Below are 14,868 nucleotides of genomic sequence, written 5' to 3'. Positions count from 1 at the left end.
AAACCATGTTAGAAACCACCGAGCAGAAACGTACCGACTTTACCGAAGGCTCCGTTGCAGCCTCCGTGCTGAAGATGGGGTTGCCGTCGATGATCGGGTTCCTAGCCCAGCATCTCTATTCGGTAGCCGACATGTTCTGGGTGTCGCGTCTTCCGGAGGGCGAGAATGGTGTTGCCGGTGTGACTTTCTTCATGAACCTGCTCTGGATGCTTTTTGCCTTCAACAGCCTCATTGGGCCTGGCTCTGTTGCGATAATCTCTCGGCGATATGGCGAAAAGGACTTCGACCGGACAGAAACAGCAATTAAGGAAACACTGATTCTGAAACTGTTCTTTGGGATACTGCTTAACCTCACAGGACTGTTTTTCCTTCCGGACTTTCTCGAACTCCTCGGTGCAAAGGGGCAAGCTTTAGAGATGGGAATAGTGTATGGCCGGATCATGATCATTGGTTTGCCGATTATGTATTCGGTTTATACGATTTTTACGGCCCTCCGCTGTGTGGCGAATCCGAATTTGGCGATGGCGCTGATGCTGGGTTCAAACATCCTCAACATAATTTTGGCGCCGCTTCTGATGTTCGGCTGGATGGGTCTTCCGCAGTGGGGCATTGCCGAGCGGGGTGGGCGACGGTGATCAGCGTCACAGTCACGTTTATTGTTGGCATTGCTCTGTTCTTCTCGAGCAAAGTAAATGTCCGGCTCCACCTTCGCAGCAAAGTACCGATTTCGATTGCCTCTATGTGGACCATGATCTGGCTTGGCGTCCCGGCCTGGTTGGGAGAACTGTCATTCTCTTTATCCCGCTTGTTGATTACGCCGATCGTCGCCGGCTTCGGCACGACAGTGGTTGCGGCCTATGGAGCAAGTATGCAGGTGATCGGATTTGGTATGTCGATCATTGTCGGGATTGGACTCGGGCTGTCATCGCTGATTGGGCATAATATCGGCGCCCAAAAATCGATCGCGCCAAAGCGACTGCCGATCATGCTGTTTTGTTGTCGTTCGGAGTTATGGCTGCGATGGGAATTCTGACTTTTGTCTTTGCCGGAGCGTACATGCGGGTATTCTTTGAGAGCGAAGAAACGGTGCGCCACGGTGTCAATATTCTGCGTATTACGGCAATCAGTTTCCCGTTCTTTGGAGCGTTCTTGATGCTTGAACAGATTCATCTTGGCGTCGGACTCAATGCGCCATACATGGTATTCAGCATTATCCATTCGTGGCTTTTCCAGGTACTGCCTGCAGTCATGTTGACGCAGCTGCTTGGTTTCAATGAAACCGCCGTCTGGTGGGTTCTTACCGGCTCGGGAATCCTGACAACGATACTGTTCTACTTCTATTATCGCCGCGGCCGATGGTTGACGGCAAAGGTTTAGGCAGTTGATTTCCTATTCAGGCAACTTCGGTGATGATGTGTTGCAGTTTGATAACGTAGGAGGTAGATTCATTCCATGACTTGGCGGCTGATCAACTTCTCAATCTGGTTTACGTTTGCCTGCGGTGTTTGCGTTGATGGTTCCCCACTTGATCGTCAATGATGCCCTGATTTCCTGGGCGAACGTTCCGGCCGGATCGTAACCGACAGCACCTACTTTGTCGCCGTCAGCATTCTCCGCGTTGCCGGGCTACTGTTTTTGGCATTTGCCATGTCGATGAAGATCCTAATCAAGCTCTGGCTGGACGATGGATAATCTCAGAGTGACACTGACGATTGTCGCCATCAATATATTCGTCTGGGGCGGAAGCTTCATCTTCCTGATTTCAACGAAGAGCGCAGTGACACTGTCAGTGACAGGATTGGCGCTGTTGATTTGGCTGGTGATTCCGTTGTTGTTGCTCTTCGACTACAAGAAAACCGACTCGTGGCAGTCGGTGAAGTAGTAGCGCACTTGAATCGAGCGGTCCAATCATGCTACATGTTTAGACGCTGCTGAACACTCGGTCAAACTTGGAAAGTGAGTTCGGAAGGGCAGTGGGCGCATTTTTCTCATCTCGCCGCACCTGTTTGACTCTGTAATAACTCATTAATCTCTCGCCGCTCAGGCTGGCTACAAAGTCAGCATCGGTGAGACTGAACTGTTTGTGTCGTGTTCAGGATTTGAGGAGCATGGATGTAGAGCGGCATAAACTGCCGATGCGATCTGTTCCACCGAGTATGGTTTTGAAGGTACCCCGACGCACCGAGACGCAGAAGTTCCTCAACACGTTCGTTCGAAGAGAATCCGGACACGACGACTGCGTTTTGTTGCGGTCTCAACTTAAGCACTTCTTTGTAAGTATCGAGCCCGTCGAAGTCAGGTTCCATAATCATGTCGAGCAAGATTAAATCAACGGAGTTGTCATGTAGGTATCTTACTGCTTCACGTCCACTGGCAACGGAACTGACGCGATAACCGATGCTGCCAAGAATTTCGCTGGCAAGTTCTCGCTGCTCCTCGTTGTCATCAACCACAAGAAGTGATTCAGAACCCTGCTTGACTTCTTGATTCGGAGTCTTGGAAATGGCCTTTTCGGTTACCGGGAAGTACAGTACAAAATCAGTCCCTCGTCCGACTTCGGAGAGAACATCGTAGTAACCAGCATGGTCCTGAACAATCCCGTAGACCACCGAAAGTCCCAGTCCCGTACCGCTACGACCCATTTTCTTCTTCGAGTAGTAAGGCTCAAAAATCTTGGTGAGGTCTTCCTCGGAGATTCCACATCCGGTATCGGATACTCGAACCATAACGTAGTCGCCCGGATTGATTTTGTCGTAGCCGGAATCCAGTCTTGTCAAGCTAACCTTGGCGATTTTAACAGTCACAGTTCCTTCTGCCTTGATGGCGTCAAATGCGTTGATCACCAGGTTCATCAGCACCTTGGCCAGATGTGGAGCTGAGCCCATTATGAGATCAGCGGCGTCGTCAAGGTCGGTCACAGTCTTGATTTTCGGATGTTCAGCTTGGAGCCGTAAGAAGCCAGGCGAATCAAGATATTCGCGAAGAACGTCACTCATTCGCATCGGATACATCTCATACCGGCCCCGTCGGGCGAGGGTAAGGAGATCGTTAACCACGCTGGCCGCGTCAACCGCGGCAAGCTTTATCCGCTCAACCATTCTTCGGACTCCGGGATTATTCGGCAGGAACTCAAGAATCAAATCGGGATATCCGACAAGGGGTCCCAAGGTGTTGTTTAGGTCATGAGCGACGCCGCCGGCGAGCATCCCCAAGGCTTCCATCTTCTCGGCCTTTTGTAACTTACCTTTCATCGCCTCGCGTTCAGTTTCAAGGCGCTTGCGCTCATCGATTTCGCTTTGAAGAGTCTTGAGTGTCACCGTTAGTTCTTTGGTGCGTGCCTGCACTAACTTCTCGAGGTGATCACGATGCTGGCTCAGCTCCAGTTCCAATTGCTTGCGATGGGTAATATCAACCATCGTGCTAACAGCGCCGCAGTATTTGCCCAATTCATCTACGAGCGGCGCGACATTCACATCTACAATTCTTGCTTCGCCGGCCGGAGTCGCAACGCTCAACTCGTACTCATTGCTGACGCCCGTCTGCCGGATGTTTGTCTGTGCCAAGATTTCCAGTTGTGATTCCGGGCTCATGTAGTCTACAATTTTCTTTCCGATGACCGCTTTGGGATCGTCTTCACCCAGAATCGCAGCAAAGGCGGGGTTGCAGATCAGTATCTGCTCGTGTTCATCGACCACTCCCAACCCTTCCTGCACAGTTTCAAAGATCCGTTTGATGTGCATCTCGGAATCTCGCAATTTCCTCTCAGTGAGGATACGAGCAGTAACGTCACGGAAGACCATGACAGCACCGATCAATTCGCCCGACTCGAGCCGAATTGGAGCAACGCTGTCTTCAATCGCGATTTGCACTTCGTCACGCCGAGTCAAAAGGGCGAATTCACTCAGATGGAAGGTTGTCCCTGAATCCAACACCTTTGCGATTGGTTCAATCGGTTTGAATGCCGCCGCTTCGCTGAGCGTGAGTCTCAGGACCTCTCTTGCTGGTCGCCCGAGTGCTTCATCGTTTGTCCAACCTGTAAGCTGTTCCGCTATACAATTTAGATAGGTGACATTGCCTTTCGTGTCAAATGCCAAAACGGCATCACCAATACTGCCGAGAGTCACTGATAGCCACTGTTCGTGCTCCTTCAGCTTGCGCTCTAAGCGGTGTCGTTCGAGAGCGATTTCGATAGCGGTTTGAAGTTCCCGATCTTCGAAAGGTTTCAAAGATACGCGAGCGGACCTGAGTTCTTTGCCCGGTCGATAGTAACTCGATCTGGAGTTAGCCGTGAGAAAGATGATCGGTACGTCGACTAATTGAGCTATCTGATCGGCTGTCTGGATACCATCGATCTCTCCTTTGATTTGAATATCCATTAGAATCAAATCAGGCTTTTCCGACAATGTTTTCTCGATGGCAGCAGCACCGGTGGCGACTGTCGCGACTACTTCAAAACCCATGATTTCAAGTCGCTGCCGAATGTCTAAAGCAACAATCGACTCGTCTTCAACTACCAGAATCTTATGCGCTGACAAGTTGTCTCTCTTTCTCCTCGCGCCGGGAAGCGGCGAATTCAAGAATGAAACTGGTGCCGCGTTCTCGTTCGATCTTGATCGTTCCGTCCAACTGGCCGATCAGCCCATGGACCAACTGCATTCCCAACGTCCCGCTATTTTGAATATCAACCACATCCGGAATTCCAATTCCGTCGTCGGCAACTTCCAGGATGAGTGTCGCATTCATCGACTTACGGCAACGGATTGTGATTTCCCCTCGCCTGCCGTCCGGAAAGGCGTACTTCAGCGAATTTGTGACGAGTTCATTGATAATCAGACCGCACGGTATGGCAACATCAACGCCGAGATTAATGGGGTCAATCTCACGTCTGATGTTGACTCTCTCCCGATTACCGGAGACCGTGCTCATCATGTAACTCGTGAGACTGTCAACGTAGTCCGGGAAATTGACTTCGCTAAGATTCTCCGAGCGGTAGAGCTTTTCATGAATCAAAGCCATTGTCTTTACCCTCCCCTGACTATCGCGGAACATTGCCTCGAGTTTCTTATCTTTGATCTTGCCCGCCTGTAAATTGAGCAAGCTGGTTATAATCTGGAGATTATTCTTTACGCGGTGATGGACTTCTTTAAGCAGGACTTCCTTCCCGCAACGAGGCAGTGATTTTATCCTGCCAGGACTCGTTCGGTGATTTCCGACTCCAATTCAGAAGTCCGCTCCTCACGCGTTGTTCCAGAAAATCTCGTGCGTCGAGCAACTCCCGATCGCGATCCTGCACTTGTGTGAGCATCTCGTTGAATGTACCAACCAAGTACCCGATCTCATCGGCTCCGGAGGGCACGGCCCGAATCGAGTAGTCTTTGTCCCTTGAAACCGCCTTAGCAACCGACGTCAGATGCAACACCGGCTCGGAGATTACTCGTTGGAGACGACTGACGACGAGAAATGCAAACAACAGAGCCAGCACGATAAGCAATCCCACCATCAGGAAATCACGCTTCAATCGTGCCGACAGTTCACGCATGTCGGCGCGAACCGTTATGAACCCGATCGGTTCGTCATCCAGTCTAATGGGACGAGAAGTGATGAGTAACCCGTCTTTGGCGATCTGCGTCGTGGAATCTTCGAGACGAAACACACGCGGACAAAGGCTATCATCTGAGGGGAAGGAGGCAAAGATCTCGCCGGTGCGAGAATACACACCCGCCGAAACTACTTGCCGCTCAGCAAGCAAACTGACCAACGTGCCTTTTGTATCATTGCTGTTATCAAACTGCACCGACGCAGTGCAGTTGATTCCGATGACATCGGTCAAGGTCGCCATCGAACGAAACAAATCCGCCCTTGCACTCGAGTAATCGTATGCGATGAAGGCGATTCCAACGAGTAACAACGCCAGAGCAGAGCTGATCATGACGATTCCAATCAGCTTGCCGCGAATCGTCAGGTCTTTCAGGAATGTTTGGATCATTCAGTCCCCGTAACTGTCAGCTATTACTGCCAGTTTCAACAACTTTGAGCTGATATTGAGCCTCTCTCGCGCGCCTTTTCGGTGATATCTCGAAACGAACTTTTCCGTCTGCGACAAAGAACCGAATCATCCCACCGTAGGAAATGAACTCTTCATGCTCGCTCACCGTGAGAACTGGATGTCCGCGCAGGGCAGTCAGCATAGCCTCCATCGTGGTAGGCGAAGAGGAATTGATGAATACAATGTTGCAGTCAAGCAGCTCCTTGGCATCATCGGACTCAACGATCTCAACACGTCGGCCTGCTACTTGTTTGTTATCAACAGCAGCCTTGATAGCCTTATTGATCGCAGTTCTGCCTGCTACTCCGATGCGAAACGTGGAGTCCAGTGTACGATTTGGCGAATTCGGCCACTCAACGAATTTCGCGAAGTTATAAAGGAACGCCGCTTTCACGTCGGTCTCGGAGGCTTTCTCCTGCGCCGATGTTACCTTGACTGACTCCAGACAACAGTAACACCGTTGCGAGCCAAAGCCAGAATCTATGCATGAAGCTAGTATCTCCAGGTAAGTGATCCGACAATTCTTCGTTCGGGTTCTGAATACACGTTGTTCAGATCCGATTGAAACTCCTGATGTTGTTTTTCAAGCAGATCTTTGCCGATCAGTGCGAATTCTAGCTGCTTGGTTAAGCTGATTGCCAGCCGCGAATCTAGCGTCCAGTAACTCGGAACCGGCCCTTCGGCAATCTCGTCCACAAAACGGATCCAATATCCGAGCTCGATCCAACGGGCTGGGCTGGTGTTTAGTTGCAGGCTAAGTTGATGGCGCGGCAGATAGAAGGATCCTGCGCTTATCTCGGAAACCGCCTTTAGCTTCTCACCGTGGCCATAGGAGTAGGCCATCTTGGTTCGAATCGATGGAGACAGTTGGAAGTCGGCGGTAATCTCCATGCCGTATGACTTTACACTGCCACCATTATATGGTCTAAATGGAATTGTGATATAAGGGTGCTGCGCATCAGGAGGTACGGGCTGACCCACTTGGCCCATAATGATGCCATCGTAAATGTTGTAATATGCTGCTGCATCAATCCAGAATCGGTTTGTCAGATTTCCACGATAGCCGGACTCATAACTGACCAGAGTCTCACTCTTGAATTCTGGTGACCCCTGGTATTCAACCTTCATCGCCAGGTCTGTAGGATTGGCCGTTGTAAGCGGTGGAACAACGTACAGCCAGGCACGCCCATCGTTCTCTCCGCGTGAAGGAGTACGTATCGCCCGCGATACTGATGACCAAACCGAATGGCGCTCACTGAGCGCCCAAACAAACAAGACTGGGCTGAAACTCGTAGCCCGTGTAGTCGTTGTGCTCAAGCTTCGAACCGAATGTAAGTTGAACTCGATTATGAATCAGCAGTGCTGTGGTCTGCGCAAAAGCACTGAACAGGTTTGAACTACGGCTCGGATCTTCGACTCCGGAAAAATCGGTTGAGTCTACATTATCCGTACTGCGGCGGTATCCGACACCAGACGTCAGATTGAATCGACGGGACAATGTCCAATTGTGCTGAACGTCGATGTCGTAGGTGTGCCGGGACTCTCCAATGAAACGATCATGTCGCTCATACCAATCGTGGTACATTTGGAATGTCCATGTTGATTGATCAGGCTGCCCTGTGGTCAGGCGCGCCAGAGTATTCGTCCCCGTAGCGGAGCAACCGAATGCAGGGTTTGCGAATAAGGAAATGAAATGCTGGGCAAGTGATAGACAGTGTTGGCTTCACCATCATAAGCATCACCCTGCAGGGTCAGATTGGAATTGGAGCCGAGTTCCCAATCCGCACGCAGACCGCCGCGGAGCATCTTCCAGGCGTCTAGCGTCGATTTGCCTGATGCATCATCAAACCCGTCTTTTTCAAACCATTTGCCGTAGGCGCGAAATGCGCCGTTTCCCTTAAGGGATCTTCCATATCGAATTTCCCCGTTGGCGCGGTCATACGATCCTGAACCACCGCTGACGAACACGCCCTTCGTTTCTGCAGCCGACTTCGTCAGGATATTAATGACCCCATTGACGGCATTGGCACCCCAAAGAGTTGCGCCGGGACCACGGATGACCTCGATGCGATCGATATCTTCAAGTAACACATCCTGGACATTCCAGTAGACCCCGGAGTACAAGGGCGTGTATACTGACCGACCGTCAACCAGGACCAAGAGCTTGTTGGCAAAGCTCCCATTGAACCCGCGTGCCGTCACCGCCCATTTGTTTGCATCAATCTGTGCTACCTGTACGCCCGGCACCATCCTTAGTGCATCAGGTATCGACATGGCACCAGACTTGCGTATATCTTCGGCTGTCAGGACATAGATAGCGGCAGCCGCTTCCGAAATCGGTTCGGATTTCTTTGACACCGATGAAACTTCAACGTTCATCAAGTCCTCGAGACTCAATTCGGTCAGATCAAGCGCCGCATTATCACCTCGCTCAGGCCTTTCGGCTGTTGCCGTCTCGAAAACCGTGGAGAGAACCAACAGACATATTGTAACGATTAGACCGGCCAATCGAGTAGATTTCTCTTTCCTACTACCGCAACCGTTTCTCGAATCGCCCGGACAACGGCACGCCCTGGCTGCTAACGTCAAGTCTTGCATCATATGATTAAGAGGCTCCCTTCCTCGAGATATATTCTTTATCCGTCAACCTTGGACGATCGCATTGCATTCTAGGAGGCCCTGGGTGTGTAATGATACAGATGCACTGATCGCTTAAGTCGAGGCACTCGCAGTCATCTGCGCGTGACATATCAACTTGGTTCGGCTGCGAGATACAAAACTTAAACTAGCGAGTCCATGTTATCAGGAAATTCGCACACAATCTTCATTCTGCGAATCTGCCATTCGATCCGGCAGCGATTGTTGGAGAAACTCGTGCCATACCGAAACGACACTGCTCTTGTCCACGTTCGATGGCCTGTTCGCTGTCAGCAAAACACTGAATCCGGTGCTTGAATTACGATACGTGCTATCGAGATTGTCTAGGGCTTAAGGTGGCTCAATAGGAAGTTAGGATGGTCCGGTGCCTGACATTCCGCATTGTTCGGCTCTAAATTTGACATACTTGGAAAACTACGATTATTGGAGAGAACAATGTCGGCAGTAAATTAGATGTCAAGATTCTGCGCGGTCGGAGTGCAATATAAATACGGAGAGTGAGGGATTCGAACCCCCGGTCCCTTGCAGGACAACGGTTTTCAAGACCGCCGCATTAGACCGCTCTGCCAACTCTCCTGACGAGAATATATTCCTCGCACAGCCTCCGCGCAACCGAAAACCTATGCCCCAGAAATGTGATTGACGACAAGCCGCCTAATGTCCATTTTACCCAAAGATATTTGCTGAACCTATAGACCGTAGCGACTGAGAGTCGTCAAGGAGACATTATGTCAGAAGGCTTCGTGCTGATTCGCACAATCGCAGACTTCGAAAAATGGTGGAATAACGAAACAACAGCGACTCGGAAAATTCTTGGGGCACTTACCGACGCCTCGCTAAATCAGTCCGTAGCCAAAGACCACCGCACCTTAGGCCGGATGGCTTGGCATATCATCCAGACTATGGGCGAGATGCCGACCCGCCTTGGCATGAAGATCGACGCACCCGATGAACACGCTCCGGTTCCCACCAGCGCCGCTGCCATCCAGCAGGCGTACGACAAAGCCGCAACCTCGCTCTTGGCGACAATCAAGGCGAACTGGAAAGACGAAACCCTCCTCCAGGAGGATGACATGTACGGCTCAATCTGGACGCGCAGTTTCACCCTCTTTGTCCTGATCGGCCACGAGGTCCATCATCGCGGTCAGATGACAGTATTAATGCGTCAAGCGGGTTTGAAGATTCCGGGAATCTACGGCCCCTCGCTCGAAGAATGGGGCAACTACGGAATGCCCACTCCGGTAGTCTAACTCCAACCGACTACACCATTCCCAATCGCGAATGGTCGAGCGGCGAGGATCATTTCTTCGCCGCTGCCATTTGTGCCTTGAGAGCTTCCACTTCAGATTTAAGAGTGTTAATCTGCTCCGTCAATCGGGCAGCCGTTCCCGGACATTGTGTCCGCGGATCGGGCACTATTACTCGGATCGAAGTGGTCATTTGCCTTATTCGACTCTTCAGGGCTTTTGAAGGTTCCGTAATAAGTTGGGCTATAGTTTAAGACAAGGCTGGCTCTGGCTGATTTGGTAACCGCAGGTCACCATTTGGACGCCATAATGCGAAATGTGTGTGATCCTGCTCCGAAACCCAAAAGACAGAATTTGGTGAGGCTGTTACCTTAAAGTTGCCGCTTTCGACGTCGTCGTCATATCCAAAGGCCGTTGATACCCAGTAGTACGTTGTGTCCTCGACTATTGAGGCGTATACCTCGTCAACGTCTCCCCATGTATGGTCAATTTGAAACTCGCAGAAACCTACTCCAAGCACATAGCCACTGGCTGGGACAACAATCTCTGCCGTGAGCACTGTATGCGGATCCGAGGTGATGGTTTTAGCCGGGGAGAAGAAGAAGCTCGTTGCAAATCCCGCCTCGTCCGGTAACCTCGACGCCGCCATCAACGACGGCTTGATCGCACCGGCATAAAGCGTGTCATCGACTTGAATGCTGCCATCTACTTGCAGTTTTCGCGTCGGGTTGGCTGTGCCGATCCCGACATTACCATTTTCTAACCAAGTCATCGCCTCCTCGCTCATCGCCGAGGAGTAGAGCGACAACGCACCTTCCGGGAAATTTGCATGGGTGTAGAGATCCTGCCGCAAATGCCAGGTGTTTGCCGGGGTCTGAATCCTTAAGCCCGTCTGCCCCCAATTGGTCGGATGTGAACCCTGGATCTTTAACCAGCAAGTGCCCGCCTCGGAATTCTCTATATGAAGCCTGTCATCCGGGTTGATCGTGCCGATTCCAACCCTCCGGTTGACATTGTCAAACTCTGCCCATGTATCAACACCGAGTTCCGTGAAGTAAACACTCTCCGTCGATAGCAAACTCAAGTCGGCGCCAACCCACTTCATGTCATTGCCGACCAGTGATTCCAGTCGCGCATTAGCGGAACCGAAGTAGATCGCTGATTGACCTGACATCCCCAGATCGCCGCTGAAGTTCAATTTGCCCAGGCGTGAACTCGTATTGAGGGCAACAGTATCAATCGGATTTGTTAAGCTCACCACCGTGCCATTATCGGTCCAGCCCGAAGTATTACTGCTGACCGCGTCCGCGGCAGCCGCCCAGTTCGATCCGTTCCACTTCATGACCTGTCCGCTCGTCGCGCCATTCTGGCCGATGTCGGTAAATGCGATCGTACCATTAGCGATCTTACTTGTGGTGACAGAGTTGTCCGCTATTGTCTTTGCGTGCCCGGCAGTATCAGACTCGATTGCCTGAAACGCCCCGGGTACACTCAACAGCGGCCGCAACGGTCGCAGTTCCGCCTCGCCATCAATACTGACGCCAATCCACCGAATACTCCCATCAAACACTGCTACGGTCAGTGGATTCGCCTGCCCTAACACTATTGTGAACAGTCCTTCTGTAACGGTTACTGTCGGATGCATCTCACTCCAGATTAGCTTTGTGCCGAGCGAATCAGAGTAGATGCCAAATGTCAGTGCAACAACTTCATTAAGCGCTGTGCCGGCAGCATCAGTCAGTCGTCCTTGGTACGTGAAGGAACTGGGGACGCTGGCTTGCGCCACTGATGTCAATAAGCAGACCAGTAATGCCACGGACTTAACAAGGTTGAGCAAGGATAGTAAGGAAGACATGATACTCCTCCGGAATCAGTTGAAACATAGGTGTAAAAGACACAATTGCAGGCGCTAACGATGTAATGTTCGGTTTGATCCTAAAATCGACAAAAGCCTCCCAAAATCAAGCGATTTGCCAATAGATGACAATTGCGGCCATTGTTCGATCGAAGCACAATTTCTGCTTATGGACATGCAGCGCAAGGAATAGGTCCGCCGGCAAAAATGTAATTTATCAAGTATACCGCATCCGAGATACTAACCTGTCCGCTGCAGTTGGTGTCGCCGTATTGCAACGGCGTTGGCGCCGGACCTCCGGAGAAGACGTAGCTGATTTGGTATACAGCATCAGAGATCGTAACTTGCAGATTGTTGTCGGCATCACCGCATGGCCGTGGTGGGGGCGGAGGATCAGTAACGAGAATGGAAGTGTTTAACGTCGAGCGTCGGGCTGGGTTGTCGGAATCGGATAACTCGACCGTGAAGTAGTAAATGGCTTTGTAAGTCGGCGTACCGCTAATAGTTCCTCCCGGACCTGTGAACGAAGTTCCGAATGGCAAATCCCCGCCCAAGAAAGTCCATGTTAACGGATAGACTCCGCCGGCGCCATCGAGTTGGAAGTAGTAAGGTTTTCCAAGATATGCGTCGGGACAGGACCGAGAATAGATGTGGAGCTTGCCGTCACAGAGGTCGCCCACGCCATCATAGTCTTCATCGCGCTGTTGAGAATTGCCAACGTTTGGACAATTGTCACACAGGTTGCCGACCGAGTCAGCATCCGTATCCTCCTGTTCGGGATTGCTCACTAACCAGCAGTTGTCGAGAGCATTGGCGATTGCGTCGGCGTCGGCGTCAGGATCGCAGGAGTTGCCCAGCAAGTCGCCATCGACATCGCCCTGGTCAGAATTGGCAATTGCCGGGCAGTTATCGTCAGGACACTGATTGCCGGCCTGCTCTGGATCTCCGTATCCGTCGGAGTCACTGTCAACACAAGCAATCTGCGGGCCAAACGTTGTCACCCCGAAGACACCCCACTCGCTTCCCGAAGCAATTTTGCGCCACTTGTACCAATGCACGTTGTGATCCCACGTGTCATAGATGCCATATTCTTGCCGGGCTTCATCGTAGCCGATTGCGGTCACAAAGTGGTCAGTCCAGCCGTCGCCCTCAGTGTCCACCAAAAGCACCAGCGGATGGAGGAGGTCAATCTGATCTTTGAATAGTTGCCAACTGTAATCATCAAAAAGAAAGCTGCCGGCGTTGATGGTTGTTCCGGGGAGTCGATAGAGGAAATATTGCCGCAAAGACGATTCAACGTCATTGAACCAACTCCAACCGTAGTAGTTATAATTCGCGCTTCGGGAGGTGAGCATGAAATCCGCCAGGCAATTGTTGGCGTGCACCTGGCCGGTCTCAGAGCGATCCGGCTGCAAAGCTCCGGGCGAAGCATCAATCGGGCAGGAGTAGTCGCGAAAGTGATCCGATGCACTAATACCGCAGCCTTCATTTCCGCCGTCGGTCGCCATCATCTCGCTGACTTCAATAGTCTGTGTGCTTGCCGATCCCGAAATCAGGTTGGGAAATGCAAAGCCGTCCCAGAAGCCCAGCACCATACCGGCGGCTGTCGGGCCGCAACCGTGGTGCCAAATGTAGGATGGGACGCCGCCGATGACTTTGCGGGATTTGTCGGGCGGGCGCAGGCCACGGTCGATCCTGCCGGCGAGAACGGTCCGCTTGTGCTCTGCTGGCCATAGACTTCACTCGTGGTGATGGCAATAATCACCGAGAATGTCAAAACAGCGGTCCAGCGCATCGCAAAACCTCCGCGTTCGGCGTGGGTGATAGACGTTATTGTCCATATAATAAGGCCTTGGGTGCAATTTGTCAATATGCCAGTTTCTTCCGGGCAAAGGTCTAATCTTTTTCCAAAGGAAACACCGGCATCGGGGCTGATTGACTTTGCGGTTGCCGAAGTGTATCTTTTCCCAGCACCTATCAAGTCCCTTGGACAAGACCGAGGGGAAAGGACAACTACCGTGGAAACGATGTGGGCCGGAGTAAAACCGGATCGGGCGGCGGGAGCCGATTTTCGTAAAGTCAAAATTCCTCAGATAAACGACAACCAGGTACTGATCAAGACGATTGCGTCCTCGATCTGCGGTACCGACAAGCATATCTACAATTGGGACAAATGGGCGCAGGGCCGCCTCAAGCCGCCGTTGATTTTCGGCCACGAATGTTGCGGCGAAGTTGTAGAGGTCGGCAAAAATATCCGCGGTCTCAAACTCGGCGACTTCATCGCCGCCGAATCGCACATCCCCTGCGGTGTCTGCAAACAATGCCGCATGGGCAACATGCACATCTGCGACAATCTCGTCATCCTCGGTGTCGACACCGACGGCATCTTTGCCGAGTATGTCGCGCTCCCGGAAATCGTCTGCTGGAAAATCGACAAAGGCATGGACCCGGCAATCGCCTCGATCCACGAACCTTTCGGCAACGCCGTCTACACCACCATGTCTGCCAATGTCTCGACCAAACGTATCGCCATCATCGGCGACGGCCCAACGGCGGCGTTTTCGTGCGGCATCGCCAAAGCCGTCGGCGCCGAACGAATCTACAATATCGGCATGCAGGATTTCAATCTCGACATCTGCAAACAGATGGGCGCCCACGTCTCGATCAATGTCGCCAACGACAAAGATTTCAAAACGCGCATCTGGGATGAAACCTCAGGCGGCGTCGATGTCGTCCTCGATATGGCCGGCAACCAAAAGTCCGTCGAAACCGGATTCGAGATTCTTCGCAAAGCCGGCACGCTCGTGATGTTCGGTATCCCGCCCGACGCTGTGATGATCGATGTCAACAAAGCCATCATCTTCAAAGGCGCCACCGTGATCGGTATCAACGGCCGCAAGATGTTCGAAACCTGGTACCAGATGCAGGCGCTTCTCGACGGCGGCATGGTTGATCCGCGCCCGGTGATTACTCACCGCTACCCCTTCAAGAAATTCCTTGAAGCCGTCGACATGTTCGCCACCGGCAGCCAACCCTCCGCGAAAGTAGTGCTGATGATGTAG

The 14,868-nt window shown here is 51.8% G+C and carries 16 protein-coding genes and 1 tRNA gene; 6 read left to right on the top strand and 11 right to left on the bottom strand.

Annotation, left to right across the window (positions count from 1 at the left end):
* Nucleotides 1–5: 5 nt before the first annotated feature.
* The 4 genes from IPH59_05290 (at nucleotide 6) to IPH59_05275 (ending at nucleotide 1,882) form a co-directional block, all read left to right on the top strand.
* Nucleotides 6–635, top strand: coding sequence for a hypothetical protein (locus tag IPH59_05290; GenBank protein MBK7091120.1), 630 nt, complete (start codon nucleotides 6–8; stop codon nucleotides 633–635).
* Nucleotides 632–1,033 (top strand): hypothetical protein, encoded by a 402-nt coding sequence (locus IPH59_05285; protein ID MBK7091119.1) that lies wholly within the window; start codon nucleotides 632–634, stop codon nucleotides 1,031–1,033. The genes IPH59_05290 and IPH59_05285 overlap by 4 nt, the downstream gene beginning before the upstream one ends.
* Entirely contained in the window at nucleotides 997–1,377 is a 381-nt protein-coding gene (locus IPH59_05280) for a hypothetical protein (protein MBK7091118.1), read from the top strand. The genes IPH59_05285 and IPH59_05280 overlap by 37 nt, the downstream gene beginning before the upstream one ends.
* Before the next feature lie 307 nt (nucleotides 1,378–1,684).
* The gene (locus IPH59_05275) at nucleotides 1,685–1,882 is read left to right on the top strand and encodes a hypothetical protein (GenBank protein MBK7091117.1); all 198 of its coding nucleotides are present in this window, start codon (nucleotides 1,685–1,687) and stop codon (nucleotides 1,880–1,882) included.
* A gap of 175 nt (nucleotides 1,883–2,057) precedes the next feature.
* On the opposite strand, the gene IPH59_05270 is transcribed toward IPH59_05275, so the two are convergent.
* From IPH59_05270 to IPH59_05235, 8 genes are all read right to left on the bottom strand, one after another.
* Nucleotides 2,058–4,535: a response regulator gene (locus IPH59_05270; GenBank protein ID MBK7091116.1), complete on the bottom strand. Its 2,478-nt coding sequence runs from the start codon at nucleotides 4,533–4,535 to the stop codon at nucleotides 2,058–2,060.
* Nucleotides 4,522–5,016 (bottom strand): hypothetical protein, encoded by a 495-nt coding sequence (locus IPH59_05265; GenBank protein MBK7091115.1) that lies wholly within the window; start codon nucleotides 5,014–5,016, stop codon nucleotides 4,522–4,524. The genes IPH59_05270 and IPH59_05265 overlap by 14 nt, the downstream gene beginning before the upstream one ends.
* Nucleotides 5,017–5,143: 127 nt before the next feature.
* On the bottom strand, nucleotides 5,144–5,986 hold the full coding sequence (locus IPH59_05260) for a HAMP domain-containing protein (GenBank protein MBK7091114.1): 843 nt from the start codon (nucleotides 5,984–5,986) through the stop codon (nucleotides 5,144–5,146).
* A gap of 16 nt (nucleotides 5,987–6,002) precedes the next feature.
* Nucleotides 6,003–6,440 (bottom strand): YfiR family protein, encoded by a 438-nt coding sequence (locus tag IPH59_05255; GenBank protein ID MBK7091113.1) that lies wholly within the window; start codon nucleotides 6,438–6,440, stop codon nucleotides 6,003–6,005.
* 98 nt (nucleotides 6,441–6,538) lie between these two features.
* Complete coding sequence (locus tag IPH59_05250) at nucleotides 6,539–7,321, bottom strand: TonB-dependent receptor (GenBank protein MBK7091112.1); 783 nt, start codon at nucleotides 7,319–7,321, stop codon at nucleotides 6,539–6,541.
* Nucleotides 7,299–7,631 carry a hypothetical protein gene (locus IPH59_05245; protein ID MBK7091111.1) on the bottom strand — a complete coding sequence of 111 codons (333 nt, stop codon included), beginning with the start codon at nucleotides 7,629–7,631 and terminating at the stop codon, nucleotides 7,299–7,301. Before IPH59_05245 ends, IPH59_05250 begins: the two co-directional genes overlap by 23 nt.
* A 38-nt stretch (nucleotides 7,632–7,669) precedes the next feature.
* On the bottom strand, nucleotides 7,670–8,425 hold the full coding sequence (locus IPH59_05240) for a TonB-dependent receptor plug domain-containing protein (protein ID MBK7091110.1): 756 nt from the start codon (nucleotides 8,423–8,425) through the stop codon (nucleotides 7,670–7,672).
* A 770-nt stretch (nucleotides 8,426–9,195) separates the two neighbouring features.
* Nucleotides 9,196–9,280 (bottom strand) — tRNA-Ser (locus tag IPH59_05235).
* Nucleotides 9,281–9,450: 170 nt separating this feature from the next.
* Between IPH59_05235 and IPH59_05230 the strand changes: the two genes are divergently transcribed.
* The gene (locus tag IPH59_05230) at nucleotides 9,451–9,954 is read left to right on the top strand and encodes a DinB family protein (GenBank protein MBK7091109.1); all 504 of its coding nucleotides are present in this window, start codon (nucleotides 9,451–9,453) and stop codon (nucleotides 9,952–9,954) included.
* 247 nt (nucleotides 9,955–10,201) lie between these two features.
* Here IPH59_05230 and IPH59_05225 read toward each other — a convergent pair whose 3' ends face one another.
* The 3 genes from IPH59_05225 to IPH59_05215 form a co-directional block, all read right to left on the bottom strand.
* Nucleotides 10,202–11,806, bottom strand: a complete 1,605-nt coding sequence (locus tag IPH59_05225) for a hypothetical protein (protein ID MBK7091108.1) — start codon at nucleotides 11,804–11,806, stop codon at nucleotides 10,202–10,204.
* Between the two features lie 167 nt (nucleotides 11,807–11,973).
* Entirely contained in the window at nucleotides 11,974–13,161 is a 1,188-nt protein-coding gene (locus IPH59_05220) for a thrombospondin type 3 repeat-containing protein (protein ID MBK7091107.1), read from the bottom strand.
* A gap of 197 nt (nucleotides 13,162–13,358) precedes the next feature.
* Nucleotides 13,359–13,601 carry a hypothetical protein gene (locus tag IPH59_05215; protein MBK7091106.1) on the bottom strand — a complete coding sequence of 81 codons (243 nt, stop codon included), beginning with the start codon at nucleotides 13,599–13,601 and terminating at the stop codon, nucleotides 13,359–13,361.
* A gap of 223 nt (nucleotides 13,602–13,824) precedes the next feature.
* Here IPH59_05215 and IPH59_05210 point away from each other — a divergent pair, with 223 nt between their 5' ends.
* On the top strand, nucleotides 13,825–14,868 hold the full coding sequence (locus tag IPH59_05210; protein MBK7091105.1) for an alcohol dehydrogenase catalytic domain-containing protein: 1,044 nt from the start codon (nucleotides 13,825–13,827) through the stop codon (nucleotides 14,866–14,868).

It is taken from the genome of bacterium, assembly GCA_016708315.1.
Classification (GTDB): domain Bacteria; phylum Zixibacteria; class MSB-5A5; order CAIYYT01; family CAIYYT01; genus JADJGC01.
This window is presented reverse-complemented; position numbering and strand designations above follow the sequence as displayed.